This window comes from Synechococcus sp. CS-603, from assembly GCF_977929215.1.
In genome coordinates this window covers 234,100-258,381 of the sequence record NZ_OZ376778.1, presented here as the reverse complement: position 1 = coordinate 258,381, position 24,282 = coordinate 234,100, and the positions used below count along the sequence as shown (strand labels likewise).

Sequence of the window (24,282 nt, the reverse complement as noted above, 5' to 3'; positions counted from 1 at the left end):
GACGAGCTGATTTCAGAGGCCCAACCGTCTGGGACACAGCCGTTAGCGGTCGACGGAGCCCATGATCACATCGATCGAACCGAGGATCGCCATGATGTCGGCGACCTTGGCTCCGGTCAGGATGTGGGGGAGGATCTGGAGGTTGTTGAAATCGGCCGCCCGGATCTTCCAACGCCAGGGAGTGACATCATCATTGCCCATGATGAACACGCCCAGTTCTCCTTTTCCGGATTCCAGCCGCGCGTAGAGTTCACCGCCTGGAATCTTGAAGGTTGGAGCCACTTTCTTGGCGATGTACTGGTAATCGAAGCCAGAGGAATCGCCGCCCTTGCCTTCCATCATCCGCTTGGCTTCGAGATTCTCGGTAGGACCGCCGGGGATGGCCTTGGCGGCCTGCTTGAGGATCCTCAGCGACTGGCGCATTTCCTCGATCCGCACCCGATAGCGGGCGTAGCAGTCGCCTTCGCTGGCGGTAGCCACGTCCCACTCGAAATCGTCGTAGCACTCGTAGTGATCCACCTTGCGCAGATCCCAAGGCACTCCAGAGGCGCGCAGCATCGGCCCGGAAAGGCTCCAGTTGATCGCCATCTCACGGCTGATCACCCCCAGACCCTCAATGCGGCGTTTGAAGATCGGATTGTTGGTGATCAGCTTCTCGTATTCATCGATTTTTGGCCCGAAGTAGTCGCAAAAATCGAGGCATTTCTCCAACCAGCCGTAGGGGAGATCGGCCGCCACGCCACCGATGCGGAAATAGTTGTTGTTGATCAGCCGCTGGCCTGTGGCTGCTTCCCAGAGGTCATAGATCATCTCCCGCTCGCGGAAGATGTAAAAGAAGGGGGTCTGGGCGCCCACATCCGCCAGGAATGGACCAAGCCAGAGCAGGTGGTTGGCGATCCGGTTGAGCTCCAGCATCAACACCCGGATGTGGCTGGCCCGCTTCGGCACCGTGATGTCCGCCAGCCGCTCAGGGGCGTTCACCGTGATCGCCTCGTTGAACATGCCGGCGGCATAGTCCCAGCGGCTCACATAGGGCACGAACATCACGTTCGTGCGGTTTTCGGCGATCTTCTCCATGCCGCGGTGCAGATAGCCGATCACCGGCTCGCAGTCCACCACGTCTTCGCCATCGAGGGTCACCACAAGCCGCAACACTCCGTGCATCGAGGGGTGATGGGGGCCGAAGTTGACCACCATCGGCTCGGTGCGGGTTTCGAGCTGCGTCATGGGGTCCCAGAACTGCTGGCGAATGCCGGGATCTTAGGAAGGAACCCATGGTTCAGTCGTTTGATCACGTTCCAGTTCTGGCCGAAGCGTTGATCGCGGCTTTTGCCGAGGTCTGCGCCGCTGGGCCTGTCCCTGCGCCCCCCCCTGCCGACTGGCTGATCGATGCCACCGTTGGCGGCGGCGGCCACAGCGCCCTGCTGTTGGAGGCCCACCCCGCCCTGGGCCTGATCGGCCTCGACCGCGACCCCGCCGCCCTGGCTGCCGCTGCCGATCGGCTGGCCCCCTTCGGCGATCGGCAGCGGCTGGTGGCCTCCAATTTCGCGGCGTTCACACCGCCCTGGCCGGTGCGGGGCGTGCTGGCCGACCTGGGCGTGAGCAGTCCGCAGCTGGATCAAGCCCAACGGGGGTTCAGCTTCCGCGCCGATGGCCCCCTCGACATGCGCATGGATCCCCAGAGCGGGGAAACGGCCGCCGAGCTGATTGATCGTCTCAGCGAAACCGAGCTGGCCGATCTGATCTATGCCTACGGCGAGGAGCGCCTTTCCCGGCGGATCGCCCGGCGGATCGTCGAGAAGCGGCCCTGGAGCGGCTCTTCGCAGGGCACCGCTGCTCTGGCCTATCTGGTGGCCGGCTGCTATCCCCCCAAGGCCCGCCGCGGCCGCCTCCATCCAGCCACCCGCACCTTTCAGGCCCTGCGCATCGCCGTCAACGATGAACTCGCCGCCCTAGATCAGTGGCTGCTGCGCGCCCCCGACTGGCTGCAACCCGGAGGGGTTCTGGCCGTGATCAGCTTCCACTCGCTCGAAGACCGGCGCGTCAAAACGGCCTTCCTGGGCGATGGACGCCTGGAGCGGATCACCAGGAAGCCGCTGGTGGCCTCCGCAGCCGAACAGGAGGCCAATCCCCGCAGCCGATCGGCCAAGCTGCGTCTGGCGCGACGCTTGCCGTGATCGACCTTTCCCTGCCGGAGCTCTCGCGCAGCGACCTGCTCTGGTGGGCGGCGCTGCTGATCCAGCTGCTGGCGATCCCCGGCACCCTGCTGCCGGTTCTGCCCGGATTGATCTTTCTGCCGCTCGGGGCCGGGCTCTGGGTCTGGGGTGTGGGTTGGGCCACCGCCTGGCCAGAGATCGGCTTCGCCAGCTTGATCCTGCTGCTGGGCTGGGGGGCCGATGCCCTCGGGGTGGTGCTGGGGGCGGCGCGCCTGCGGGCCACCCGCTGGGCCTACATCGGTGCGGCCCTGGGCCTGGTGGTGGGGTTGTTCGGCCTGCTGCCGGCCCTGCCTGTGGGCGGCCCGCTGCTGGGAGCCCTGGTGGGGCCGCTGGCGGGAGCCTCGCTGGGGGAGCTGATCAGCGCGCCCAGCGCCTTGGGGCCCCTCGGACTGCTGCGCCTGCGCCGCTCCTTGCTGGTGGGCCTGGCGGTGGTCGCCGGCATGCTGGTCAGCCGGGTGGCCCAGGCCCTGCTGGCGGTACTGGGGGTGGTTGGTTTCGTGCTGCTCAGCGCTGTGCTGCTGCCGGGCTGAGCCTGGTTTTGCTGCGGATCGGAGCGGCCCAGTGCAGGTAGTTTCTGCAGGCGTGCAGCAACACTCCCAAGGCGAAGAGCAGCTCCGCCACTTCCTGGTCGCGGGTGACCAGAACCGGCACGTCGAGGCCTCCCTTCTCCAGCGCCACCGGGATGTAAATGGCCGTGGCGAGCAGGAAGTAGCCGATCAGACAGCCCACCGGTAAGGCCGCATCCACGGCCGACCAGGAGCGCAGCCAGCCCTGCCGTTGCAGCAGCCAGCGCAGCGGTATCAGCAGGGTGATCACCAGGAAGGCCGCCGCAGTGCTGGCCCAGAGCTTGTCCTTGAACCCCACATGGTTGTGCAGGTTCGTCTCTTTCTGGGCATTGACCTCGTTGAACAGCTCCGGGGTGTCCCAGTTGAAGATCGTCTGACCCCAGCTCATTTCCTCCAGGCCCACGAACAGGCAGAGCAGGGCGAATCCGAGGAACACGCCCGCCAGCAGAGCCTGGCCGGAGCGCCATTCCGCCCTGGCACTGAGCAGGCCGATCACGCCTGCCGCCAGGAAGAGCAGGAAACTCAGCCACTCCACCAGGCTCCCCTCGCTCACGAGCGGTTGGTAGGCCTCAATGTCGGTGACGCCGAGGCGATAGATCACGAAGGCGCCCATCGCCGGGAAGGGAAACAGCCCGATGGCCTGGATCAGACGGCTGCGCCCGGCTGGCCGTTCAGCGGCCGCGAGCAGGCCCAGGCCGCTGCGCCGGATGGCGGCCACCAGCAGCACCAGACCGCAGAGCGCCACGACCCCTTGAACCGTGGTGGCCTGGCTGCCATCCACCCCCAAACTCCGGCCAGCCGCAGACAACAACATGGCCGTGCCGAGCAGGCCCAGCAGGCGATTCAGAGCGACGCCAAGGAAACGGAGTCGGCGCTGTTGCAGGGGCTGCGCTGCCGCTCGCTCTCCCGCTTCGGCCGGACGGCCTTCAATCGGAGGCTGGCCGTCGATTCCCTGGACGAGCGGCATCAGCTGTTGGCGAGCTTAAAACCAGCTTATGGGCCGGTTGTCATCGGGTTGTGGCGCAAGGTTTCCACGCTCTCGATCACAGCGGCGGCGGCCGAATCGATCTCCTCTGCCGTGGTGCTGCGCCCCAGGCCAAAGCGAATCGATGCCGCCGCCTCCGCCCGGCTGCGACCCAGGGCGGCCAGCACGTGGGAGGGGTTGCCGCTGCTGCAGGCCGAACCGCCGCTCACCGCCAGCCGCCGCCGCAGCAGGCTGTGCAGGCGGTTGCCATCCACCCCGTCAAAGCTGAGGTTGAGGTTGTGGGCCAGGCGCGCCTCCAGGCTGCCGTTGAGCCGCACCCCGCCAAGGGCCAGCAGCCTGGCCAGCAGCCGGTCGCGCAGGCCGCCGAGCCGCACCCGGCGGCTCTCGCGGTCGGCCATAGCCAGCTCCGCGGCCACCGCCAGCCCCACGATCAGGGGAACGGGCAGGGTGCCGCCGCGCAGGCCCCCTTCCTGGCCGCCGCCATGCTGTTGGGGGGCCAGGTTCAGGGCTGGATCGATCACCAGGGCGCCGATCCCCTTGGGCCCGTAGATCTTGTGGCCGCTGAGGCTGAGCAGATCGATGCCCAGCTCCGCCGGCTGCAGGGGGATCTGGCCGAAGGCCTGGGCGCCGTCACAGTGAAAGGCGATGTCCCGCCGGCGACAGAGCGCAGCGATCGAGGCCAGGGGCTGAAGCACCCCGATCTCGTTGTTGGCGGCCATCACGCTGACCAGCACAGTGTCGGGCCGCAGGGCGGCCTCCAGCTGCTCCAGGTCCACCAGGCCATCGGCCCCTACGGGCAGCACGGTGAGTGAAAAGCCGTGGCCGGCCAGGTAGCGCAGCGGATCGAGCACGGCCCGGTGCTCGCTGGCCAGGCAGACCAGGTGGCGGCCCCGGCTCAGCCGCGCCTCGGCCAAGCCCTTGAGGGCCAGGTTGTTCGCTTCGGTGGCGCCGCTGGTGAACACCACCTGCTCAGGCCCCACCCCCAACAGGAACCCCAGCTGCTGGCGGGCCCGCTCCACCGCCGCCGCCGCCGCCAGCCCTGGCCGGTGCAGGCGGCTGGCCGGGTTGGCGAAGGTCTCACTCCAGTAGGGCGCCATCGCCGCGACCACGGCAGGATCACAGGGCGTGGTGGCCTGGTGATCGAGATAGGGGGGCGGTGCACCCTGGAGCGAACCGTCCGCTGGAGCGCCCCGGCGTGCCATCCGGCCTTTTCAACAGAGACGAACCGTTCCATGCTGACAACACGTCTGCCTTGGTGGAGCCATCCGATGGCAGGGAACAGGATCAATCGCAGCCGGCCGTCGCTGAGCCAACTGTGGCCCGTTGGCGTGATCACGGCCCTGCTGGGCCTGGGGGCCGCGCTGGTTCCTGCCGTCGCCCAGGGCACCAGGGTCGGCATCCCGGCCCAGAACCGTCCTGCGGGCATGGCGTTGCTGATGGAGCGCACCATCCGCGGTGGTCCCGAGGCGCTGGGGGTGTTCGGGATCACGCCGGATCCATCACAGCCAGACCTCTGGCGGATCAAGGTTTGGGAGGAAGTCCCCGACGACGTGAAGGTGCGCAGCGAAACGATCCGCTGCTCCCCCTCGGCGCCGACGCGGGTGACCAATAACGGCCGCTCTTTGATCCTGCGCGAACTCAACCCCGGTGGGGCGATCTCCTCGGTCAACCGGATCGACCATCTGGTCTGGTGGGCCACCTGTTTTCCCGAGCAGGCCGGCAAGGATCCCGCCGGCCTGCGTCCGTTGGCTCTCCAGCTCGGCTACAGCGGCCATCGGGTCGAGCGGGAGACGGTGCTGCCTCTGGGCTTCCCCTGAGCCCTACTGGATAGATTCCCAACATGTGCTTCTGGGTTCATGAGCCAAGACATCCCCGCCCTTCCCCAGGACGCGGCAACAACGGCGTCAGAGGGCACTTCTTCTGAGGGCACGGCATCAGAGGCACCCGTTGAAGCGGCCCTGCCGCCAGCCCGGCTGCTGCTGGTCGACGACGAACCGGGTCTGCGCAACGCCGTCCAGGCCTACCTGGAGGACGAGGGCTTTGATGTCACCACCGCCAGCGATGGCGACCAGGGCTGGGCGGCAGCCCAGGAGCTGCTGCCCGATCTGGTGATCAGCGACGTGATGATGCCCCGCTGCGACGGCTATGAGCTGTTGCGGCGCCTGCGCTCCGATGAACGGCTGGGCGGTACGCCGGTGATCTTTCTCACCGCCAAGGGCATGACGGCCGATCGCATTGAGGGCTTCCAGGCCGGCGTCGACGATTACATCCCCAAACCTTTCGATCCCGACGAGCTGGTGGCCCGGGTGCGCAACGTGGTGCGGCGCCAGGAGCGTTTGCTGGCGGAGGCCGCCCGTTACGCCGATGCCGACATCGGCCAGATGGCTCGCCAGATCACCGAGATCCGCTCCCTGTTGCAGCTCGGTGGTGCCAAGAAGGCGTCGGCTCCAGTGCGCCATGAGTTCACTCCCCGCGAAGCAAGCGTGCTGCAGCTGGTGGCCGAGGGCCTGATGAACAAGGAAATCGCCAGACGGCTGGAAACTTCCATCCGCAACGTCGAGAAGTACGTGAGCCGGCTGTTCATCAAAACCAGCACCACCAGCCGCACCGAACTGGTGCGTTACGCCCTGGAGAACGGCCTGGTTGTCTGAGCAGTGGCGGCCGGCTTCTGCCAACAACGGCTGGACCTACCGCGACCGGATCGGGCCCGCTGAGGCCGGCTCCAGCCTCAGCGCGTTCTACGCCGGCCGCTACGCCCATTCCGATCAGGGCGTCTGGGCGCAGCGTCTCGCGGCCGGCGAAGTCTTGTGCAACGGCCAGCGCCTGCGCAGCGATTTCACCCTATCCAGCGGTGACCGCCTGCAGTGGCAGCGGCCCCCCTGGCTGGAAGCGTCGGTGCCGGATCACTGGGAGGTCATCCACGATGACGGCGACTTGCTGGTGATCGACAAGCCCAGCGGGCTGCCGGTGCTGCCGGCGGGTGGGTACCTGGAGCACACGCTGTTGCGCCTGCTGGAGCGCCGCTTTGGCGGTTCGGGTTCAGGGCCAGCTCCCAGGCCCGTGCACCGCCTCGGCCGCTTCACCTCCGGGCTGCTGGTCTGCGCGCGCCGCTCCGCCACCCGGGCCTGGCTCAGTGCCGAGCTGCGAACGAGCGATCCGGCCTCTTGCCGCAAGTTTTATCGCGCCCTGATCAGGCCCGGGGTGCTGCCACAGCAGCCCGGTTTCAGCCGCTGGATCCACGCCGCGATCGGGCGCGTGCCCCATCCCCGGCTGGGCCAGGTCTGGTGCGCCGTGCCGCCGGAGGCTCCCGGAGCCCTGACGGCCCTCAGCCAGCTGACCCTGATCGAGAGCCGCCCTGAGGCTGATCTGGTGGAGGTGGCGATCGTGACCGGACGGCCCCATCAGATCCGGATCCACACCGCCAGCCTCGGGGCGCCCTTGCTGGGCGATCCGCTGTATCGAGCTGGCGGCGGGGCTCGCGATGAGGCCCTCCCCGGCGAAGGTGGGTACACCCTGCGGGCCCACCGCTTGCGTCTGTTACTGCCGGGGGGGGAGGAGCTGGCGCTGGAGGCGCCCTTGCCGGCGGCCCTGCTCAGCTCCGGCCAAATTCGATCAGCCGCGAGAAGTAAAACGGGGCCGTGTTGAGGCTGCGGCGTAAGGGCTGGAATCCTGCCGTTGCCGCTGCCGCCACGATGCCGTCTTCGCGCAGGGTGTAGGCGCGGGTGGTCTTGCTGGGGCCGGGGAAGAGCTGACCGATCGATTTCAGCGCGGCCAGCAAGGGGGTGTAGGGGGCGAAGCTGACCAGCAGCCGGCGCTCGGCCATCGAGGCCAGGTGGCGCACCATCTGCTCGGCGGGCTCCTGGGGGTAGTGGATGAACACATCCAGGCAGATCACCGTGTCGTAGCGGCCGCTGAGGCTTTCGAGATCGGAGGCGCTGAATTGGATGCGCTCTGGGCCGAGATCAGCCGCTGCGGCCCGGCGGCCCGCCTCGTTCACCATCGCCTCGGAGAGGTCGCTGGCGGCGATGCTGCCGGCACCGAGCTGGGCCAGGGGAAGGCTGAGGCTGCCGACGCCACAGCCGGCATCGAGGAAGCTGCGCCCAGCCAGATTCCCCTCCTCCTGCAGCCACAGCAGCACCTGATCCACGGTTTTCTGGTGGCCGATGCGGATGTTCCGCTGCACCTTATTGACCTCGTCGCTGTCGCTGTAGATGCGATTCCAGCGCTCAAAGCCCGTGCTGTTGAAGTAGTCGCGGACCTCCGCTTTCTCCAGAGCCTTCTCCAGCAACGGTTCAGCGGACATCGAGACAGGGTGCAACCGGCCGAATCTTAAGGAGACTCCCCGCCCCAGCTGGCCCCGGCCCGCCGCCAGCGCAGATCGCCTGGCGCCGGGCGGCTCCAGCGCAGGGCCTCGCCCAGGGGAAGGCCCACCAGCATCGCCTCCAGCGGCCGGTCATCGCCCAGCACCCACCTTGGCAGCACGGTGGCCGCGGCGATCGCCCGCCCCGGGGCGCCGCTCCAGCGGGCCAGCCGCACCACCCCCTCCAGCAGCGGCAGGGTGACGCCGGCCAGGGTGCCGTCCTCCAGCCGGCAGCTGCCGCCTTCCACCAGCAACGTCCGCTCATCCCAGCGGTGACGGCCTTCCTCGAGCCCGTAGGGAGCGAGCGCATCACTGACCAGCACCACGTGCCGGGGCGCCAGCCGCTGCAACAGCACCGCCATGGTGGGGGTCACATGCACCCCATCGGCGATCAGCCCGAGGCTGATGTCGCCGCGCCGCAGTGCCGCGCCGATCGGACCCGCCGCCCGGTGGTGCAGGCCGGGCATCGCGTTGAAGCTGTGGGTGAGCATCGAAACGCCTGCGGTGAAGGCGGCGTCGGCTTCGGCTTCTGTGGCGGCGCTGTGACCCAGGCTCACCACGATGCCCCGGGCACGCAGGGCCTCGATCACGGCGCCGGCGCCGGGGAGTTCCGGGGCCAGGGTGACCAGATCGATGCTGTCTTCAAAGCCGCCGATCCGCTGCTGGAGCGCCGCCAGGCTGGGCGGGCAGAGGTGCTGCTCGGGGTGGGCGCCGCGGCGGGCCGTGGCCAGGAACGGGCCCTCCAGGTGGGCGCCGAGCAGCAGGCAGCGGCCCGGCCGGTGCTGGGCGCGGGCTTGGCCCAGCACGGCCAGGGCCTGGCGCAGGGGCTCCACCGCGCAGGTCACCAGGGTTGGGCAGATCGCCTCGACCCCATCACGCCAGAGCAGCTCCAGCAGCTCCAGCAGGCGGGGCAGGTCGTGGGGCTGGAGCTCCGGGAAGGCCAGGCCCAGGCCGCCGTTGATCTGCAGGTCGACGCCGGCTGGGCTGAGCCAGTTCCCCTGCCAGTCGTCGCCGGCAGCCTTGCTGCCGGGCTGCAGCGGCCGCACGCAGGCGATCTGACCCTGCTCATCGACACCGATCCGCCAGCGCTGGTCGTCGTTGCCCGCGCTTGGGCCGGCGCCTGGAAGGCGGACGTTGCTGAGCCAGCGCATGACCTTCGGCGGCGAGGCGCCAGGAGCGGGAGAATGCCATCTTCGCTGCCCTCCTCCCTTGGACGTTGAGCCCAGGCCTGCTGCGGCCATCCCCACACCCCGGCCAGCAACGGAACCTGGCGCCTGTCAGGTCGCGGTGGTGATGGGCAGCGATTCCGACCTGCCCACCATGGCGCCGGCGGTCCAGATCCTGGAGCGCTTCGGAATGGCGGTGGAGGTGCGGGTGCTCTCGGCCCACCGCACGCCGCTGGCGATGGTGGAGTTCGCCACCGGGGCCCACGGCCGGGGCCTGAAGGTGATCATTGCCGGTGCCGGCGGGGCGGCCCATCTGCCGGGGATGGTGGCGGCGCTCACCCCCCTGCCGGTGATTGGGGTGCCGGTGCAGAGCCGCGCCCTCTCGGGGTTCGACTCCCTGCTTTCGATCGTGCAGATGCCGGCTGGCATTCCCGTGGCCACCGTGGCGATCGGCAACGGCAGCAACGCCGGCCTGTTGGCGGCCCAGATCCTGGCCACGGCGGATCCCGTCCTGGGCGAACAGCTGATGGCCTACAGGGCCGAACTGCATGATCAGGTGAGGGCGAAGGATTCCAGTCTTGAAGCGTTCGGGATGGCGGCCTACCTCCGGGCGATGGAGGCCCCCCCGTCATGACCAAGGCTGCGACCGTGACGGTGCCGATGTCCCTGCGTCTGGGTCTGGCCCTGCCGCTGCTGGTGCTCAATGTGTTCGTGCTGCGCCAGCTGCTGCTGCCGCTGGCGCCGTTCCCGGCCCTGATCCTCACGGCCGCCCTGATCGCCTTCCTGCTCGACATCCCCAGCCGCTGGCTCACGGGTCGCGGGGTGCCCCGCCTGCTGGCGCTTGCCCTGGTGCTCGGCTTGGGGCTGGGCTTGCTGGTGCTGGTGTCGCTGGTGCTGGTGCCGCGCCTGGTAGACCAGCTGGGCGATCTGCTCAAGGCCTTGCCCCGCTGGCTGGTTCAAGGTGAATTGCTGCTGAATGAGGCCCAGAGCTGGGCGACGGCCCATGGTCTGCCGGCCGACTTCGGCGATCTCAGCAGTGAGCTGCTCACCCGCTCCACCCAGCTCGCCAGCCAGCTCAGCCAGCGGTTGCTCAGCCTGCTGGGCGCCACGCTCACCTTGACGATCAACACGCTGGTTGTGATCGTGCTGGCCGTGTTCCTGCTGATCGGTGGTGAGTCGATCAGCCGTGGGCTCGGACGCTGGCTGCCGGCCAGCTGGAGAGCGATGGTGCTGGGCACGTTGTATCGCACCTTCCGCGGCTATTTCGCCGGCCAGGTGGTGCTGGCCTTGATCCTCAGCGCTGCCCAGATTGTGGTCTTCGCCCTGCTGGCCATCCCCTACGGCGTGCTCTTCGCCGTGGCGATCGGGTTCACCACCTTGATTCCCTATGCCAGCGCCTTCACGATCGTCCTGGTGAGTGGCCTTCTGGCTCTCGATGATCCCCGCACGGGTCTTGAGGTGCTGGTGGCGGCGATCACGGTGGGTCAGGTGGTCGACCAGATCATCCAGCCCAGGCTGATGGGTCAGATCGTTGGCTTGCAGCCGGCCTGGCTGCTGGTCAGCCTGCCGATCGGCGCCCGTATCGGCAGCTTGCTCGGCCTCGGCGGCCTGCTTGGCCTGCTGCTGGCGGTGCCGGTGGCGAGCTGCCTGAAAACCTTTCTCGATGAGCTCGCCTGCCGCCTGGGACTGCCTGAGCCTGGCGAAATCCGTGGCCGTGAGGCCGGCCTGGACGTTCGCGGGCCCTGAGCCGATTCACACACCGATGCCCACGTCAGCCGCCGGCCTGCTTTGGCCGGAAGCCCTCCTGGCTGAGCGTCGCCAAGGCGATGGCCAGCTGATCTCCCTGCAGCTCGATCTGGCCCTGCTTGAGGGTGCCGCCGCTGCCGGCGGAGGTCTTGAGCCGCTTGAGCAGACCGCTGGCTTCGCTGTCGCTGAGCTCCAACCCGGTGATCACAGTTACGGTTTTACCGCCTTTGCCGGCCTTGGTGCGCTGCACCCGCACCCGCTGCTGGGATCGGGCCGCCGCACCGGCGCCTGAGCTGCCCGCCCTTTCGGTGCTCTCGGGCCTGCTGAATTCTTGCCAACCTCCCTTGCCCATGGCGCCCGTTGTCGCGACGCCTCCATCACAGCGCAACGGCCCAGCCGCCGGTATCGCCAGCGAAGCGTTGAAGCCAGCTTCCTAGGCTGGACTTATCACGCCCCTCTTCCGGTGACCAGCACGCTCCCCTCCGTCCATCCGGATCCCGCCACCCTGGCCGCATCGGTGCGGCCAACGGCGGCCGGTCGCTTCGGTCGCTTCGGCGGCCAGTACGTGCCGGAAACGCTGATGCCGGCCCTGGCGGAGCTGGAAGCGGCAGCAGCGGCGGCCTGGGCCGATCCCGCCTTCACCGCCCGCCTGGATCACCTGCTGCGTACCTACGTGGGCCGGCCCACCCCGCTCTATGAAGCTGAGCGACTCACCGCCCACTACCAGCGCCCCGAGGGCGGCCCGCGCCTCTGGCTGAAGCGCGAAGACCTCAACCACACCGGCGCCCACAAGATCAACAACGCGCTTGGCCAGGCCCTGCTGGCCCTGCGTATGGGCAAGAAGCGGATCATTGCTGAAACTGGCGCTGGCCAGCACGGCGTGGCCACTGCCACCGTCTGCGCTCGCTTCGGGCTGGAATGCGTGGTCTACATGGGCGCCGAGGACATGCGCCGCCAGGCCCTCAACGTTTTCCGCATGCGCCTGCTGGGAGCCAGGGTGCAGCCGGTGACAGCCGGCACGGCCACCCTCAAGGACGCCACCAGTGAAGCCATCCGCGATTGGGTGACCAACGTGGAGAGCACCCACTACATCCTCGGCTCGGTGGCCGGCCCCCACCCCTACCCGATGCTGGTGCGCGATTTCCACGCCGTGATCGGCCACGAAACCAAGCGGCAGTGCGCCGAGGCTTTCGGTCGCCTGCCTGATGTGCTGCTGGCCTGCGTCGGTGGCGGCTCCAATGCGATGGGGCTGTTCCATCCGTTCGTGAACGACCCTTCCGTGCGCCTGATCGGTGTGGAGGCTGCCGGTGAGGGGGTGGCCACCGGGCGCCACGCCGCCACGATCACCGAGGGCCGCGTCGGCGTGCTGCACGGGGCCATGAGCCTGCTGCTCCAGGACGCCGAGGGTCAGGTCCAGGAGGCCCATTCGATCAGCGCCGGCCTCGACTATCCCGGCGTCGGGCCGGAACACAGCTATCTCAAGGAGCTCGGCCGGGCCGAATACGCCGCCGTCACCGACCAGGAGGCCCTGGATGCCCTGCAGCGGGTCAGCGAGCTCGAAGGCATCATCCCGGCGCTTGAAACGGCCCATGCCTTTGCCTGGCTGGAGTCGCTCTGTCCGACGCTGGCGCCGGGCACGGAGGTGGTGATCAACCTCTCTGGCCGCGGCGACAAGGATGTGACCACTGTGGCCGAGCGGCTCGGCGATGCGATGGCCGGTTGAGAGGAAACGGGCGGTGAGCTGGCCGCACGCGCCGTTGCCGGGGGCCACGGCGGTCATGCTGCCGGCCACGCAGATGCCGAAGTGATCGGCAGCGGCGGCTGCCAGGGCAGGGATGTAATCGGCGACCAGCCCTTCGTTGATGGGGCCAAAGCGCCGGTGGGCTTCGCGCACCAGCTCCTGCACCACGTCGGTATCGGGCAGATGCCCTGTGGAGATCCCGCTGGACACCGATTGCATAGGTGCGTGGGTGGGGACGGGGGACCGCTCAGCGGGTGGCGGAGGCCTGGGAGTCGGCTTCGGCTTCCCAGGCAAAGCGGGGCAACTGCTGGAGGGCCTGCCGCTGACTCTCGATCCAGGCCTTGTTGATCTGGCTGATCTCGGGATGGCCGCGCTCCAGTTTGAGCTGATGGGCGATCTCCAGGCTGTCGCGGCGATAGAGCGCCACTTCGAAGGGGGGGCCGACGGTCAGATTGGAGCGACGGGTGATCACCTGCGACACCAGGCAGAGCCGGGCGGCGTCTTCGAGTGAGAGTTTGTGATGGCCCACGCCATCGAGGGGAGGCTTGCCGTATTTGCTCTCACCGATCTGCAGGAATGGTGTTTCCGGCGTGGCCATGATCGCGTTGCCCTGGGGATAGATCTGATAAAGCCCGTGGCTTTGTCCGGCGATCTGCCCACCGAGGATGAAGGTGGCCTCACCGCTGGCGCCCGCCTGCCGCAGGGCCGAGTGATTCGCCTCCTGCACCGCCACGCTGATCCGACCGATGTAGGCCGCGGCTTCAAACAGATAGGTTGCGCTCAGCAGGTCGGGGGGCGTGCCGGCTTCGGGCGAGGCCTGCGGCTTGGGCTTTGAACCGTCCAGGCGAGCTTGGTCGAGATCGCGGCTGATCCAGTTCAAACAGGCCTGGGTGGTGGCCAGGTTGCCGGCCGCCAGCAGGATGAACAGGCGATCGGGGCTGGGCTGGAACACATGCAGCTTCCGATAGCTGGAGATGTAATCCACACCGGCATTGGTCCGGGAGTCTGAGGCCATCACCAGCCCATCCTCCAGATAAAAACCGACGCAATAGGTCAATGCTCGTGGCCTCAGCTGAGCAGGCGCTGCAGGCTACTGGCGACTGAGCGCACCGCCGCGCGGGCGGTGGCGTAGGCCATCCGCATCGGCCCGACCAGGGCAACCTGGCCGCGGCTGCCATCGCCCGCCTCGTAGGTGGCCTGCACGACCGCGCACTGGTTGAGCGCCGGGTGGGGGTGTTCGGCGCCGATCCACACCCCGTCGAGGGGAATCGCCATGGGCAGGGCCATCAGCGAAGCAGGGATTCCGTCGCGATCGCTGACGTCGCGACGCAGCAGTTTCTGGGGGTCTTCTTCCACCAGCTGAATCAGCGGCCGCAAGCTGGCGGTGCGGCTGAACTCCGGTTGGCCCAGCAGGCCACCGAGGCCAAGGGCCACGGCTCCTTCGCCATCCGCCCTGCGGGCCAGTTGATGGCTGCTCAGGGCTTGGAGCACCACCCGGCCACTGGTTTGCAGCTGGGGAGGGAGCCTCTGCCAGCGGATGGTGGAATCGGGATTGTTTCGGAGCTGATCATTCACCCAGCGCTCTAGGGCAGGCAGTTCCGGTTCGGTTCCGGCCTGCAGCCGCACATTGAGGCTGCAGGCCACCCCTCCGTTCTCGACCAAAAAGATCAGCAGCCGATCACCGGCCGCCACCAGCCGCGTTGCCTGCAGCCGCGACTGCAGGCGTTGTGGGCGGGTGATCAGGCTGAGCAGTCCGGTGAGATCGGCCAGCCGCCGGGCCAGATGAATCAGGAGATCATCCAGTGCCGCCCATTTCAGGCTCATAGCCAGCAGTTCACGCTCCAGCTGAAGGGCGCCGGCGCCGGGGGCTGGCAGCAGATCGTCAACAAACAACCTGTAGCCCAGCTGGCTCGGAACCCGGCCGGCGGAGATGTGGGGCTGGACCAGCAGACCTTTCTGCTCCAGCACCCCCATGGCGGTACGCACTGTGGCGGGGCTGGCCGGGAAATCGAAACGCTTCACCAGGGTCTGACTACCCACGGGCTCCACCGTGTCGACGTAGTGCTGAATGGTTGCACTTAGCACCTGTTGGTCCCGCCGTGTCAGGTCTGGCAACGTTTGGTGATTGAACTGATTCAAATTGGATTCTAGTCTCTATGGCACAGCTTCTGCGCTATGTGATTTTAAGCTGTGCCTTCTTCACTTGGCCGGCAGAGAAGGACTTGGGTGAATAACGTGCCCTTTATCAGCACTTTGCCCTGGATGAATCCAGCTTCTTGCTTTGCTTTATTGCGAACAGTCTTTTGGGTTTTGTGTAAGTCGTGGGGATCGTATTGCTTCCCCTGTTGCAAGCTGCAGGTCGGCAAGGCTGGTTGGTGGCGGGTTTCAGTAGCGGGCCACCGAGCGATCCACCTCCACGCTACAGGCGTCGATGCCGCCCTGCAGGTTCCAGACCTGATCGAATCCCTGGGTTTCGATCAGCCAGCAGCCGAACTGCCAGCTGCGAATCCCCGCATGGCAGAACACCACCACCTCCCGGTCCCGATCCAGCAGCAAGCCGATCTGAGACATCCACTCCTGCGAGCGGCTCAGGGGCAGGTGGATCACGCCCTCACCCAGGTTGGCCTGGACCAGTTCGGCGTCTTCACGCACATCCACCAACTGCAGCGCCTCTCCTCGAGCGAGCCTGGCCTGCAGCTCCTGGGCCCGCAGGCTGGAGGGGGGATGGGGTTTGGAAGGGTTCATCGAAGGGGTTTCCCGGGAGTGAGGGGCCAGAAGCGAGGCTGGATGGTCCTACGAGGTCAGGCCGGATGCCTGAGAAGACCACCGCTAGCGCGAGCAAAGCAGCCTGGATGCATAAGGATGAGGCGAATCCTGCCTTGGACGCATGAAGGGGCGCCCCTTCCTGGTGCTGGTGCTGACCGTGGCCCTGACCCTGCTCGCCATCGGCGTCGGCGGTTGGTGGCTGGTGGTGCGGCAGAGCCCGCTCAACCTGCAACATCGCAGCCTGCCGATGCCTGAGGCGGCGCGGTTCATTCCCCGCACCGCCCCTCTCAGCCTCCATCTGTTGACCAATCCTGATGGGCTGGTGGCCTACACCAGGGTCATGGCTCCAGCAAGGCAGCGGCGCCGGGCAGTGGCCGCGGTCGAGCGCCTGCGTGATGGCGCCTTTGCAGCTGCAGGACTGGATTACGCCAGTGAGCTGGCCGATTGGCTGGGCTCCCAGACCAGCCTGGCCCTGATGGCTCCCGAGGGCCCCGCTGGCCCGACGGGCTGGCTGCTCGCCATGGAAAGTCGTGATGCGGAGGGGGCCCGCCTCTTCCTGCAGCGCTTCTGGCAGACCCGCAGCCTGGCGGGCACGGAACTGCAGATCAGCAGCTATCGCGGCATGGGGCTGATCAGCGGTCGTGGCGGCGTGACGGGCGAGCGGGCCAGGCCCCTCGCCACGGCCTTGATCCATGACCGGCTGGTCCTGGTGGCCTCAGGTCGCGGTGTGCTCGAGCAGGCCCTGGATGTCTCCCAGATCGCCGAGCTCAACCAGGCGGAAAACCCACGACTGGCCGCCGATCTGCAACGTCTTGGCCAGGGCATTGCCCTGATCACGGCCCGGCCCGACGTCTTCGCCGATTGGCTGGGGATTCCGGCGGAGATTGGGGCCGATCCAGACGTGGTTGGTCTGGTGGCGGCCCTTTCTCCCTCGGGTCGGGCGTTACGGCTTGAGTCCGACATCGACCTGCGCCAAGCCCTGCCGTCGCTTCAGCTCGAGCTCCAGCCGCCCTTGCTCTCGGAACTGCGCAGTCCGGCCAGCAGCCTTGCCCTGATCCAGAACCCGGCCCTGCTGTTGCAGGAATCGCAGCCCCCGAACGCATCGGGTTCACCACAGCCAGCGAGCAGCGAGGAGCGTGCGCTTGGCAGCGAGCAGGACCGCTTCGATGCCGAGGCTGTGGCCACTGATTTCGCGCTCTGGCAGCGCCTGCTGGCTCCGCTGCTGCACCAAAGCCTGCTCGGATTGGCCGGACCCCTTCCCGCCCTTGTCAGCCGTCACGATCAGGGCCCCTTGCTCTGGGCCGAGCAGGCCAAAGGCTGGTTGCTGGCAACGAGCCGCGATTCCGCCAGCGCCGCCCAGCTCCAACCCTCGCTCAGCGCCGATGGCCTGATCTCTGCCCCCCTGATCCGCTCCGAGCGGATGCCTCTGCAGGTCTGGACCCGGCTGGAGGCGGCCCCTCGTCAAGGCAACGCGGACCAGCTCCAGGCCAGCGTGGCCGGCACCCGAGCCGTTCAGAACGGCGTGGCCTGGTGGGCGGAAGGGCTGGGCGTACTCGACGCCCAGCTTGAAGGGCGTCAGCCTCCCAAGGAGCGGCTCCTTCAGTTGCAGGCCCTGGGGTCGCCCCTGGCTCCGCTTCAAGCGGCCCTGGCCCCAGAGCCCGCCCGCAGGCTGCTGGCCCTGTGGCAGCCCTGGCGCTTGCTCACCGGGCTTGCCGGCAGCCCATTGGCCAACACGATCGACGGTCTCGCCTTCAGCCTGGAAGCGGAGGCTCCCGCAGACACAGAGGCCGAACCGGCCCTGCGGCTGCGGGGCCGGCTGGAGCTGGGCTGAGCCGATGGGGACATCCCAGTTGCTGCTGCTGCGCCATGGGCTTGCTCTCGACCGGGAGCTGGCCGGGCGTTTGGGCCTGGCCGATCAGCAGCGGCCTCTCACTGAGGAGGGACGCCAACGCACCGCCTGGGTGGTTGAAAAGTTGGTGGGCCTGGGACTGGGCTGCGATCAGATCCTTTCGAGCCCCCTGCTGCGCGCCAGCGAAACCGCGGATCTTGCCCTCGCGGGCGGCTTGGCCCCCCGCCTGAAGCAGACGCCTGAACTGGCACCGGAGGCCGATCCCCTCGATCTGTTGTTGCCCTGGCTGGGGGCGCAGCCGCCCCTGCCAGGCTGGCGGCGGCTCTGCCTGGTGGGCCATGAGCCGGATCTGAGCGGCCTGGCCGCCCGGTTGTGCGGGGCGCCGCCTGGAGCCCTGCGGCTGCGCAAAGCCGGAGTGGCGCTGCTGGAGCTTCCTGCCGGCAGTCCGGAGCCGGATGGATGTCTCGGCCGGGCCTGCCTGATGCTCCTGCTCACGCCCCGCAGCCTGTCAGCGCCGCTACGGCGCCCCTGAGGAGCTGGCCCTAAATTCGACTCCCATTGGTGGCGTTGGCGATGGTGGTGGATGCAGCGCAGACTGCGGCAGATACATCTGCGGCAGAGAAATCTGCGGCAGAGAAATCTGCGGCCCCAGCCGCCCAGGCCTTCCGGCCCGGACTTGAAGGCGTCCCGGCCACGCAGTCGTCCATCTGCGACATCGATGGCCAGAAGGGTCTACTCACCTACCGCGGCTATGGCGTCGATGAGCTGGCGGCCAACAGCAGCTTCCTGGAAACGGCCTATCTGCTGATCTGGGGCGATCTGCCCAGCTTCGATCAGCTGCGCGCTTTCGAGAACGATGTCCAGATGCACCGTCGGGTGAGCTTCCGTATCCGCGACATGATGAAGTGCTTCCCGGCGGACGGCCACCCGATGGATGCGCTCCAGTCGAGCGCCGCCTCTCTTGGGCTCTTCTATTCACGCCGCGCCCTCGACGATCCCGATTACATCGTTGACGCGGTGATGCGACTGATCGCCAAGATCCCCACGATGGTGGCGGCCTACCAGCTGATCCGCAAAGGCCAAGATCCCATCCAGCCCCGCGACGATCTCCCCTATTCGGCCAATTTCCTCTACATGATCACCGAGCGGGAGCCCGATCCCCTCGCCGCTCGGATCTTCGACGCCTGCCTGATCCTTCACGCCGAGCACAGCCTCAACGCCAGCACCTTCAGCGCCCGGGTCACCGCCAGCACCCTCACCGACCCCTACGCGGTGGTGGCCTCGGCAGTGGGAACCCTGGCTGGCCCCCTGCATGGCGGCGCCAATGAAGACGTGCTCGCCATGCTCGAGCAGATCGGCACGGAAGACCAGGTGGAGCCCTACCTGGATAGGGCCATCGCTGAAAAGCAGAAGATCATGGGCTTTGGTCACCGCGAATACAAGGTGAAGGATCCCCGCGCCGTGATCCTGCAAGACCTGGCCGAGCAACTCTTCAACCGCTTCGGCCACGATTCGATGTACGACCTGGCCCGTCGCCTTGAGGAGGCGGCCGCCACGCGGCTGGGGCCGAAGGGCATCTACCCCAATGTCGATTTTTATTCAGGCCTCGTCTACCGCAAGCTCGGCATCCCCCGCGACCTGTTCACGCCGATCTTCGCGATCGCCCGGGTGGCGGGCTGGCTGGCCCACTGGAAGGAGCAGCTCGGTGCCAATCGGATTTACCGGCCCACCCAGATCTATACCGGCAGTTCCGGCAGAAGCTGGGTGCCCCTGGATGCCCGAAATGCCGCGGGTGGCGGTTAACTTGCATGCACCGGATCCGATTCGGCAGTTGACGCTGTGGTGATGATGACCGCGCCAGAGTCCATGACAATGCTGAGATCTCCGCTGGCGGCGGTCAGTACGGGCCTTGACCTTCAAGGCAGCTTCACCACGGCCATGGAGGGCTTCGGCCTCACTCCGGGCACCGCCCACCTGCTCTGGCTGCCCCTGCCCATGCTGCTGGTGCTGGTCGCCGCGGTGATCGGCGTACTGGTCAACGTCTGGCTGGAGCGCAAGATCTCCGCCGCCGTTCAGCAGCGCATCGGTCCGGAATATGCCGGCGCCCTTGGGGTGCTGCAGCCCCTCGCCGACGGCCTCAAGCTGCTCTGGAAGGAAGACATCATCCCGGCGAAGGCCGATGGCCTGCTGTTCACCCTCGGCCCGATCCTGGTGCTGATCCCGGTGATCCTCTCCTGGCTGGTGATCCCCTTCGGCCAGAACATGCTCATCAGCGATGTGGGCATCGGCGTGTTCCTCTGGATCGCCCTCAGCAGCATCCAGCCGATCGGCCTGCTGATGAGTGGCTACGCCAGCAATAACAAGTATTCGCTTCTTGGTGGGCTGCGGGCGGCGGCCCAGTCGATCAGCTACGAGATTCCCCTTGCCCTGGCGGTGCTGGCGGTGGTGATGATGAGCAACTCGCTCAGCACCATCGACATCGTCAACCAGCAGAACACGGCCGGCATCCTCAGCTGGAACATCTGGCGCCAGCCCGTGGGCTTCCTGATCTTCTGGATCTGCGCCCTGGCCGAATGCGAGCGCCTCCCTTTCGACCTTCCCGAGGCAGAAGAGGAGCTGGTGGCCGGATACCAGACGGAATATTCCGGCATGAAGTTCGCCCTTTTCTACCTGGGCAGCTACATCAATCTGGTGCTCTCGGCCCTGTTGGTGGCGGTGCTCTATCTAGGCGGCTGGGGCTTCCCGATTCCGGTGGAGTGGTTAGCCGGGGCGATTGGCCAGTCCGTCGATGCCCCTGTCGTGCAGGTGATCACGGGCTCGCTGGGTATCGTCATGACCGTGCTCAAGGCCTACCTGCTGGTGTTCATCGCGATCCTGCTGCGCTGGACCCTGCCCCGGGTGCGGATTGACCAACTGCTCGATCTGGGCTGGAAGTTCCTGCTGCCGATCGCCCTGGTCAATCTGCTGGTCACCGCCGGATTGAAGCTGGCCTTTCCTGCCTTCTTCGGCGGTTAAGGCAGCGTTCGTCCATCATGAGTGAGTAGAAGTACCTTCTCCAGAACTCCCTCCAAAACTCCGTTTCCGCAGGCGGGCTCAGTTACAGCTTTCGGGTTGCCCGGGTAGCCCCTCTCCCCTCTCACCTTCCGACTTCTCCAGCCATGTTCGGATTCCTCCAAAAGGTCGGCGATTACACCAAAGAGGCTGTTAGCGCCGCCTCCTACATCACCCAAGGCCTGTCGGTCACCTTTGACCACCTGAGCCGGCGGCCGATCACCGTTCAGTACCCCTACGAGAAGCTGATCCCGTCAGAGCGTTACCGGGGCCGGATCCACTTCGAGTTCGACAAGTGCATCGCTTGTGAAGTGTGTGTGCGGGTGTGTCCGATCAACCTGCCGGTGGTGGATTGGGCGATGAACAAGCAAACCAAGAAGAAAGAGCTGAGTAACTACTCAATCGATTTTGGTGTTTGCATCTTCTGCGGCAACTGCGTGGAGTATTGCCCCACCAATTGCCTCTCCATGACCGAAGAGTATGAGCTGGCGGCCTTTGATCGCCACAGCCTCAACTTCGACAATGTGGCCCTTGGCCGGCTGCCAACCAGCGTCACCAGTGATCCGGCCGTCACCGCCTTCAAAGAGCTGGCCTATCTGCCCAAAGGTGAGATGGATCCCCACGGCGTCGATCCAGCCCGGCCCCGGGCCGGCAAGCTGCCCGAACAGGTGCTGGCTGAACTCAAGGCCGGTTCAAATGGGGAGTCAGCCTGATGACGATCGCTTCCACCACCCAGGGAATTTGTTTCCTTATTCTGTCGGCCGCCGTGGTGTTCGGTTCACTCGGCGTGGTTCTGCTGCCCAACATCGTCTATTCGGCCTTTCTGCTCGGCGGCGTTTTTCTGTCGGTGGCGGGCCTCTATCTGATGCTCAACGCCAGTTTCGTTGCTGCTGCCCAGGTGCTGGTCTACGTCGGCGCGGTCAACGTGCTGATCCTGTTTGCGATCATGCTGGTCAACAAGAAGGAGGCGATGGCGGACATTCCAGGTCTAGCTTTGCGTCGCCTGCTCTCCGGTGGTGTTTGCCTCGGCCTCTTCCTGTTGCTGCTGCGGGTCGATCTCACCACGCCATGGGCGGTGCCTGGCCCCAGTCCGATCGGCGATGACGCCACCGTCCGGATTGGCATCCATCTCTTCACCGACTATCTCCTTCCTTTTGAGTTGGCTTCGGTGTTGCTGCTGATGTCGATGATCGGTGCAATTGTGCTGGCCAGGCGCGATGTCTTCAGTGTCGACATCGTCACCGGTGATGATGCCGATCAGGCCCTGATCGAGAAGTCCAGAACTCCCCTGCTGATCGAGACCCCCCCAGCTGAACCCACCGCTCTGGAGACCAGACGATGATGACGACCAATTCGATTGATGTGCCCCTGCAAGCCTATCTGGTGCTAGCGGCGATTCTCTTCTGCACAGGGGTGTGGGGTCTGATCAACAGCCGCAATGCTGTGCGGGTGCTGATGAGTATCGAGTTGATGCTCAACGCCGTCAACATCAACCTGATGGCCTTCTCCAGCTACATCGATGGCCAGCTGATCCGTGGTCAGGTGTTTGCCATCTTTGTGATCACCGTGGCGGCGGCTGAAGCGGCTGTGGGCCTGGCGATCCTGCTCTCTCTCTATCGGAACCGCGAAACCGTCGATATGGAGCGCTTTAACCTGCTGCGCTGGTGATCTCTCAACCTCTTCATGCAGCTTGAGAGGGTCTGGCTGATCCTGCGTAGCAATAGTCAGGAGGCCCAGCGACAGGGCCGACTCTGTGCGGCCGATCTCAAGGGCCAGGGCATTGAGGTCACGGTCGCCACCAGTGGTCTGGCCGCCAACCCGTTCCCCGGCCTGCTGGCCACAGAACCGCGCCTGCCAGATCTCACCGTTCTGCTCGGCGGTGATGGCACGGTGCTGGGCGCCGCCAGGCACCTGGGCCCCTTGGGGGTGCCGATCCTCAGCTTCAACGTGGGTGGCCACTTCGGTTTTCTCACGCAGGCGCGCCAGTTGCTGGTTCTTTCGCCCAGCACCCCGGACAATCTCTGGCAGCGGCTGCGTGATGACCGCTTTGCCCTGGAGCGCCGCATGATGCTCGAGGCTGTCGTCGACCACGGTGATGGCGCGCCCGACGACCGCAGCCTGCCTGACGGGCAAGGGCTGCATCGTGCCCTCAATGACTTCTATTTCCGTCCTTGCCTGGAGGAAGTTGCACCCACCTGCCTGTTGGAGCTGGAGATCGATGGGGAGGTGGTGGACCAGTTCCGCGGCGATGGCCTGATCATTTCCACGCCGACCGGCTCCACTGGCTATTCGATGGCGGCGGGTGGACCGATCCTGCACCCTGGCATCGATGCCATTGTGGTCAATCCGATCTGTCCGATGAGCCTCTCCAGCCGCCCCCTGGTGGTCCCCCCCGGTTCGACCCTGGTGGTGTTGCCCCTGGGTGAGGCCAGTCGCCGGGTGAAGCTCTGGAAAGACGGGGCCCACGCCACCGTGCTGGAACCTGGCGACCGCTGCTTGGTGCGACGCTGTGAGCACTCCGCCCTGATGGTGGTGCTCGAGCAGAGCCCGTCCTATTACCGGACCTTGACCCACAAGCTCCACTGGGCAGGTGACCTGACCTCCGGTGAACCATCGAACAATTGATCGTGTGATCGGCCAAGGGAGCGAGCTGCCTGCCGCCGGCGGCCAGGATGGACCGATGCGTTGGAAGCAGGCGGTCTGATGGCACTGGAGATCGAACGACGCTTTCTTGTTGAGGGGAACAGCTGGCGCGAGCACATCTGCTGGCAGCAGCAGTTCCGCCAGGGCTACCTGGTGTCGTCGGAGCAGGGATTTACCGTTCGGGTGAGGCTCAGTGATGACGGCCAGGCCTGGCTCACACTCAAGGCCGCAGCGACGGGGATCGCCCGCCACGAGTTCGAGTACCCGATTCCATTTGGCGATGGCGAAGCGCTGCTCGCTCTCGCGGCGCATCGCCTCAGCAAACAGCGCTTTGGCCTTGATTGTCCCGGTGGTGACTGGGTGGTCGATGTGTTCGAGGCGGAGAATGCGCCTCTGGTGCTCGCCGAGGTGGAACTCGAGCACGCAGAGCAGCCTCTGTCCTTGCCAGAGTGGTGCGGGATTGAGCTGACCGGCCAAGGTCCATGGAGCAATGCGGCCCTGGCAGCCCATCCCTACAGCTGCTGGTCCGATCAACACGGACCTGTCTGGTCCGATCAACACGGACCAAATCCAGATGGCTCACATCAACAATGACTCGGTGGCCGCGGGGCTCTTCAGCCCATGTCTTAAGGTTTTATCCTTGTTTGCCTTTGCCGGCTTGTCTCCTTCCATGATCGGTCTCTACGACGATCAAGGTATGTTGCGTTTCTCTGGACGGGACACCCTTGCCTGCCTGGATTACGCCGAATTGTTCGGGCTCACTCCCGACGGCTATTGCCTGCAGGCGTTATCCGCTGACGAACACTCGGAGTCACAATCCGGCATCAACTGAGTGCGGGGTTGCTGAATCGGCGCCTTCAGGCTGGTTGAGGCTCAGGGAAGGTTGCAGCAGTTGAAGCCATCGCGGCAGATCTTGCCGTGATCCATCGCCCAATTCAACAGGGCGACCCGGTTCTTGGCGCCGGTTTTGCTGAAGATATTGCTGACGTGATTATCGACCGTGCGTTTGCTGATCATCAAGCGCAAGGCAATTTCCTGGTTGGTTAGGCCGGTGGCCACCAGCTCGATGATCTCGATCTCACGCGCGGAAAGAATGGGGCCAGGCAGCTGGGCTAGACCATCTGGTACGGACATCAAGGATCCCAGCCTCCGGGGATTCACTCTAAGCAACCAAAGCGCCCGGACCACTGTTG

At 66.3% G+C, this 24,282-nt stretch carries 28 protein-coding genes; 18 read left to right on the top strand and 10 right to left on the bottom strand.

Going from position 1 to position 24,282, the window contains the following annotated elements:
* Nucleotides 1-42: 42 nt before the first annotated feature.
* Nucleotides 43-1,227 carry an NAD(P)H-quinone oxidoreductase subunit H gene (locus tag ACXMDM_RS01375; RefSeq protein ID WP_071800290.1) on the bottom strand — a complete coding sequence of 395 codons (1,185 nt, stop codon included), beginning with the start codon at nt 1,225-1,227 and terminating at the stop codon, nt 43-45.
* 47 nt (nt 1,228-1,274) lie between these two features.
* Here ACXMDM_RS01375 and rsmH point away from each other — a divergent pair, with 47 nt between their 5' ends.
* Together rsmH and ACXMDM_RS01365 are read left to right on the top strand one after the other, a co-directional pair.
* A complete protein-coding gene (rsmH, locus tag ACXMDM_RS01370) occupies nt 1,275-2,177 on the top strand; it encodes a 16S rRNA (cytosine(1402)-N(4))-methyltransferase RsmH (RefSeq protein WP_071800289.1) in 903 nt (300 codons plus the stop codon).
* The gene (locus ACXMDM_RS01365) at nt 2,174-2,746 is read left to right on the top strand and encodes a DUF456 family protein (protein WP_499569927.1); all 573 of its coding nucleotides are present in this window, start codon (nt 2,174-2,176) and stop codon (nt 2,744-2,746) included. The genes rsmH and ACXMDM_RS01365 overlap by 4 nt, the downstream gene beginning before the upstream one ends.
* Here ACXMDM_RS01365 and ACXMDM_RS01360 read toward each other — a convergent pair.
* Both ACXMDM_RS01360 and ACXMDM_RS01355 read right to left on the bottom strand, forming a co-directional pair.
* Nucleotides 2,721-3,749 (bottom strand): hypothetical protein, encoded by a 1,029-nt coding sequence (locus ACXMDM_RS01360; RefSeq protein ID WP_071800288.1) that lies wholly within the window; start codon nt 3,747-3,749, stop codon nt 2,721-2,723. The genes ACXMDM_RS01365 and ACXMDM_RS01360 overlap by 26 nt on opposite strands.
* Nucleotides 3,750-3,775: 26 nt before the next feature.
* Nucleotides 3,776-4,969 (bottom strand): cysteine desulfurase family protein, encoded by a 1,194-nt coding sequence (locus ACXMDM_RS01355; protein WP_071800287.1) that lies wholly within the window; start codon nt 4,967-4,969, stop codon nt 3,776-3,778.
* A gap of 30 nt (nt 4,970-4,999) precedes the next feature.
* Here ACXMDM_RS01355 and ACXMDM_RS01350 point away from each other — a divergent pair, with 30 nt between their 5' ends.
* Genes ACXMDM_RS01350 through ACXMDM_RS01340 form a run of 3 tightly spaced genes read left to right on the top strand, consistent with a single transcriptional unit; the run spans nt 5,000 to nt 7,412 of the window.
* Nucleotides 5,000-5,584: a hypothetical protein gene (locus tag ACXMDM_RS01350; RefSeq protein WP_083544390.1), complete on the top strand. Its 585-nt coding sequence runs from the start codon at nt 5,000-5,002 to the stop codon at nt 5,582-5,584.
* 39 nt (nt 5,585-5,623) lie between these two features.
* Nucleotides 5,624-6,418: a response regulator transcription factor gene (locus ACXMDM_RS01345; RefSeq protein ID WP_259722767.1), complete on the top strand. Its 795-nt coding sequence runs from the start codon at nt 5,624-5,626 to the stop codon at nt 6,416-6,418.
* Nucleotides 6,411-7,412 (top strand): pseudouridine synthase, encoded by a 1,002-nt coding sequence (locus ACXMDM_RS01340; protein WP_259722766.1) that lies wholly within the window; start codon nt 6,411-6,413, stop codon nt 7,410-7,412. Before ACXMDM_RS01345 ends, ACXMDM_RS01340 begins: the two co-directional genes overlap by 8 nt.
* On the opposite strand, the gene bchM is transcribed toward ACXMDM_RS01340, so the two are convergent.
* Together bchM and ACXMDM_RS01330 are read right to left on the bottom strand one after the other, a co-directional pair.
* Nucleotides 7,360-8,070: a magnesium protoporphyrin IX methyltransferase gene (bchM, locus tag ACXMDM_RS01335; protein ID WP_071800284.1), complete on the bottom strand. Its 711-nt coding sequence runs from the start codon at nt 8,068-8,070 to the stop codon at nt 7,360-7,362. The two genes, ACXMDM_RS01340 and bchM, sit on opposite strands and share 53 nt — an antisense overlap.
* A gap of 26 nt (nt 8,071-8,096) precedes the next feature.
* Nucleotides 8,097-9,278 carry an N-acetylglucosamine-6-phosphate deacetylase gene (locus ACXMDM_RS01330; protein WP_259722765.1) on the bottom strand — a complete coding sequence of 394 codons (1,182 nt, stop codon included), beginning with the start codon at nt 9,276-9,278 and terminating at the stop codon, nt 8,097-8,099.
* Between the two features lie 142 nt (nt 9,279-9,420).
* On the opposite strand from ACXMDM_RS01330, the gene purE reads away from it, so the two are divergent.
* Both purE and ACXMDM_RS01320 read left to right on the top strand, forming a co-directional pair.
* Nucleotides 9,421-9,927 carry a 5-(carboxyamino)imidazole ribonucleotide mutase gene (gene purE / locus ACXMDM_RS01325; RefSeq protein ID WP_071800282.1) on the top strand — a complete coding sequence of 169 codons (507 nt, stop codon included), beginning with the start codon at nt 9,421-9,423 and terminating at the stop codon, nt 9,925-9,927.
* Nucleotides 9,924-11,039, top strand: coding sequence for an AI-2E family transporter (locus ACXMDM_RS01320; protein ID WP_083544387.1), 1,116 nt, complete (start codon nt 9,924-9,926; stop codon nt 11,037-11,039). Before purE ends, ACXMDM_RS01320 begins: the two co-directional genes overlap by 4 nt.
* A gap of 25 nt (nt 11,040-11,064) precedes the next feature.
* On the opposite strand, the gene ACXMDM_RS01315 is transcribed toward ACXMDM_RS01320, so the two are convergent.
* The gene (locus tag ACXMDM_RS01315) at nt 11,065-11,391 is read right to left on the bottom strand and encodes a translation initiation factor (protein ID WP_071800281.1); all 327 of its coding nucleotides are present in this window, start codon (nt 11,389-11,391) and stop codon (nt 11,065-11,067) included.
* A 111-nt stretch (nt 11,392-11,502) separates the two neighbouring features.
* On the opposite strand from ACXMDM_RS01315, the gene trpB reads away from it, so the two are divergent.
* Complete coding sequence (trpB, locus tag ACXMDM_RS01310) at nt 11,503-12,762, top strand: tryptophan synthase subunit beta (RefSeq protein WP_071800280.1); 1,260 nt, start codon at nt 11,503-11,505, stop codon at nt 12,760-12,762.
* A 265-nt stretch (nt 12,763-13,027) separates the two neighbouring features.
* Here trpB and ACXMDM_RS01305 read toward each other — a convergent pair whose 3' ends face one another.
* The 3 genes from ACXMDM_RS01305 to ACXMDM_RS01295 all read right to left on the bottom strand — a co-directional run bounded on the left by ACXMDM_RS01305 (nt 13,028) and on the right by ACXMDM_RS01295 (nt 15,525).
* Complete coding sequence (locus ACXMDM_RS01305; protein ID WP_259722764.1) at nt 13,028-13,795, bottom strand: proteasome-type protease; 768 nt, start codon at nt 13,793-13,795, stop codon at nt 13,028-13,030.
* A 53-nt stretch (nt 13,796-13,848) separates the two neighbouring features.
* A complete protein-coding gene (locus ACXMDM_RS01300) occupies nt 13,849-14,895 on the bottom strand; it encodes an HrcA family transcriptional regulator (protein ID WP_120352825.1) in 1,047 nt (348 codons plus the stop codon).
* A 270-nt stretch (nt 14,896-15,165) separates the two neighbouring features.
* The gene (locus ACXMDM_RS01295) at nt 15,166-15,525 is read right to left on the bottom strand and encodes a rhodanese-like domain-containing protein (RefSeq protein ID WP_259722763.1); all 360 of its coding nucleotides are present in this window, start codon (nt 15,523-15,525) and stop codon (nt 15,166-15,168) included.
* A gap of 142 nt (nt 15,526-15,667) precedes the next feature.
* Between ACXMDM_RS01295 and ACXMDM_RS01290 the strand changes: the two genes are divergently transcribed.
* The 10 genes from ACXMDM_RS01290 to ACXMDM_RS01245 all read left to right on the top strand — a co-directional run bounded on the left by ACXMDM_RS01290 (nt 15,668) and on the right by ACXMDM_RS01245 (nt 23,921).
* Complete coding sequence (locus ACXMDM_RS01290) at nt 15,668-17,377, top strand: DUF3352 domain-containing protein (RefSeq protein ID WP_071800277.1); 1,710 nt, start codon at nt 15,668-15,670, stop codon at nt 17,375-17,377.
* A gap of 4 nt (nt 17,378-17,381) precedes the next feature.
* A complete protein-coding gene (locus tag ACXMDM_RS01285; RefSeq protein ID WP_071800276.1) occupies nt 17,382-17,927 on the top strand; it encodes a SixA phosphatase family protein in 546 nt (181 codons plus the stop codon).
* Between the two features lie 41 nt (nt 17,928-17,968).
* Complete coding sequence (locus ACXMDM_RS01280; protein WP_499569920.1) at nt 17,969-19,198, top strand: citrate synthase; 1,230 nt, start codon at nt 17,969-17,971, stop codon at nt 19,196-19,198.
* Nucleotides 19,199-19,267: 69 nt separating this feature from the next.
* Nucleotides 19,268-20,410, top strand: a complete 1,143-nt coding sequence (gene nuoH, locus ACXMDM_RS01275) for an NADH-quinone oxidoreductase subunit NuoH (protein ID WP_071800275.1) — start codon at nt 19,268-19,270, stop codon at nt 20,408-20,410.
* Nucleotides 20,411-20,553: 143 nt separating this feature from the next.
* A complete protein-coding gene (gene ndhI / locus ACXMDM_RS01270) occupies nt 20,554-21,159 on the top strand; it encodes an NAD(P)H-quinone oxidoreductase subunit I (RefSeq protein ID WP_071800274.1) in 606 nt (201 codons plus the stop codon).
* On the top strand, nt 21,159-21,788 hold the full coding sequence (locus tag ACXMDM_RS01265; RefSeq protein WP_071800273.1) for an NADH-quinone oxidoreductase subunit J: 630 nt from the start codon (nt 21,159-21,161) through the stop codon (nt 21,786-21,788). The genes ndhI and ACXMDM_RS01265 overlap by 1 nt, the downstream gene beginning before the upstream one ends.
* Entirely contained in the window at nt 21,788-22,114 is a 327-nt protein-coding gene (nuoK, locus tag ACXMDM_RS01260) for an NADH-quinone oxidoreductase subunit NuoK (RefSeq protein ID WP_120352755.1), read from the top strand. Before ACXMDM_RS01265 ends, nuoK begins: the two co-directional genes overlap by 1 nt.
* Nucleotides 22,115-22,129: 15 nt before the next feature.
* A complete protein-coding gene (locus ACXMDM_RS01255) occupies nt 22,130-23,071 on the top strand; it encodes an NAD(+) kinase (RefSeq protein ID WP_071800271.1) in 942 nt (313 codons plus the stop codon).
* Between the two features lie 78 nt (nt 23,072-23,149).
* The gene (locus tag ACXMDM_RS01250) at nt 23,150-23,683 is read left to right on the top strand and encodes a CYTH domain-containing protein (RefSeq protein WP_071801973.1); all 534 of its coding nucleotides are present in this window, start codon (nt 23,150-23,152) and stop codon (nt 23,681-23,683) included.
* The gene (locus ACXMDM_RS01245) at nt 23,664-23,921 is read left to right on the top strand and encodes a hypothetical protein (protein WP_145536905.1); all 258 of its coding nucleotides are present in this window, start codon (nt 23,664-23,666) and stop codon (nt 23,919-23,921) included. Before ACXMDM_RS01250 ends, ACXMDM_RS01245 begins: the two co-directional genes overlap by 20 nt.
* Nucleotides 23,922-23,962: 41 nt before the next feature.
* On the opposite strand, the gene pedR is transcribed toward ACXMDM_RS01245, so the two are convergent.
* Nucleotides 23,963-24,223 (bottom strand): photosynthetic electron transport-dependent transcriptional regulator PedR, encoded by a 261-nt coding sequence (gene pedR / locus ACXMDM_RS01240; RefSeq protein ID WP_071800270.1) that lies wholly within the window; start codon nt 24,221-24,223, stop codon nt 23,963-23,965.
* Nucleotides 24,224-24,282: the final 59 nt, after the last annotated feature.

What these genes read in the sequence shown, in the direction of transcription:
- ACXMDM_RS01290 (WP_071800277.1), top strand. Translation starts at nt 15,668, where the DNA reads ATGAAGGGGCGCCCCTTCCTGGTGCTGGTGCTGACCGTGGCCCTGACC.
- nuoK (WP_120352755.1), top strand. Translation starts at nt 21,788, where the DNA reads ATGACGACCAATTCGATTGATGTGCCCCTGCAAGCCTATCTGGTGCTA.
- ACXMDM_RS01295 (WP_259722763.1), bottom strand. Translation starts at nt 15,525, where the DNA reads ATGAACCCTTCCAAACCCCATCCCCCCTCCAGCCTGCGGGCCCAGGAG.
- ACXMDM_RS01255 (WP_071800271.1), top strand. Translation starts at nt 22,130, where the DNA reads ATGCAGCTTGAGAGGGTCTGGCTGATCCTGCGTAGCAATAGTCAGGAG.
- ACXMDM_RS01285 (WP_071800276.1), top strand. Translation starts at nt 17,382, where the DNA reads ATGGGGACATCCCAGTTGCTGCTGCTGCGCCATGGGCTTGCTCTCGAC.
- ACXMDM_RS01345 (WP_259722767.1), top strand. Translation starts at nt 5,624, where the DNA reads ATGAGCCAAGACATCCCCGCCCTTCCCCAGGACGCGGCAACAACGGCG.
- ACXMDM_RS01320 (WP_083544387.1), top strand. Translation starts at nt 9,924, where the DNA reads ATGACCAAGGCTGCGACCGTGACGGTGCCGATGTCCCTGCGTCTGGGT.
- ACXMDM_RS01280 (WP_499569920.1), top strand. Translation starts at nt 17,969, where the DNA reads ATGGTGGTGGATGCAGCGCAGACTGCGGCAGATACATCTGCGGCAGAG.
- ndhI (WP_071800274.1), top strand. Translation starts at nt 20,554, where the DNA reads ATGTTCGGATTCCTCCAAAAGGTCGGCGATTACACCAAAGAGGCTGTT.
- rsmH (WP_071800289.1), top strand. Translation starts at nt 1,275, where the DNA reads ATGGTTCAGTCGTTTGATCACGTTCCAGTTCTGGCCGAAGCGTTGATC.
- ACXMDM_RS01315 (WP_071800281.1), bottom strand. Translation starts at nt 11,391, where the DNA reads ATGGGCAAGGGAGGTTGGCAAGAATTCAGCAGGCCCGAGAGCACCGAA.
- ACXMDM_RS01375 (WP_071800290.1), bottom strand. Translation starts at nt 1,227, where the DNA reads ATGACGCAGCTCGAAACCCGCACCGAGCCGATGGTGGTCAACTTCGGC.
- ACXMDM_RS01305 (WP_259722764.1), bottom strand. Translation starts at nt 13,795, where the DNA reads ATGGCCTCAGACTCCCGGACCAATGCCGGTGTGGATTACATCTCCAGC.
- ACXMDM_RS01350 (WP_083544390.1), top strand. Translation starts at nt 5,000, where the DNA reads ATGCTGACAACACGTCTGCCTTGGTGGAGCCATCCGATGGCAGGGAAC.
- bchM (WP_071800284.1), bottom strand. Translation starts at nt 8,070, where the DNA reads ATGTCCGCTGAACCGTTGCTGGAGAAGGCTCTGGAGAAAGCGGAGGTC.
- purE (WP_071800282.1), top strand. Translation starts at nt 9,421, where the DNA reads ATGGGCAGCGATTCCGACCTGCCCACCATGGCGCCGGCGGTCCAGATC.
- ACXMDM_RS01355 (WP_071800287.1), bottom strand. Translation starts at nt 4,969, where the DNA reads ATGGCACGCCGGGGCGCTCCAGCGGACGGTTCGCTCCAGGGTGCACCG.
- nuoH (WP_071800275.1), top strand. Translation starts at nt 19,268, where the DNA reads ATGCTGAGATCTCCGCTGGCGGCGGTCAGTACGGGCCTTGACCTTCAA.
- ACXMDM_RS01250 (WP_071801973.1), top strand. Translation starts at nt 23,150, where the DNA reads ATGGCACTGGAGATCGAACGACGCTTTCTTGTTGAGGGGAACAGCTGG.
- ACXMDM_RS01265 (WP_071800273.1), top strand. Translation starts at nt 21,159, where the DNA reads ATGACGATCGCTTCCACCACCCAGGGAATTTGTTTCCTTATTCTGTCG.
- pedR (WP_071800270.1), bottom strand. Translation starts at nt 24,223, where the DNA reads ATGTCCGTACCAGATGGTCTAGCCCAGCTGCCTGGCCCCATTCTTTCC.
- ACXMDM_RS01360 (WP_071800288.1), bottom strand. Translation starts at nt 3,749, where the DNA reads ATGCCGCTCGTCCAGGGAATCGACGGCCAGCCTCCGATTGAAGGCCGT.
- ACXMDM_RS01330 (WP_259722765.1), bottom strand. Translation starts at nt 9,278, where the DNA reads ATGCGCTGGCTCAGCAACGTCCGCCTTCCAGGCGCCGGCCCAAGCGCG.
- ACXMDM_RS01245 (WP_145536905.1), top strand. Translation starts at nt 23,664, where the DNA reads ATGGCTCACATCAACAATGACTCGGTGGCCGCGGGGCTCTTCAGCCCA.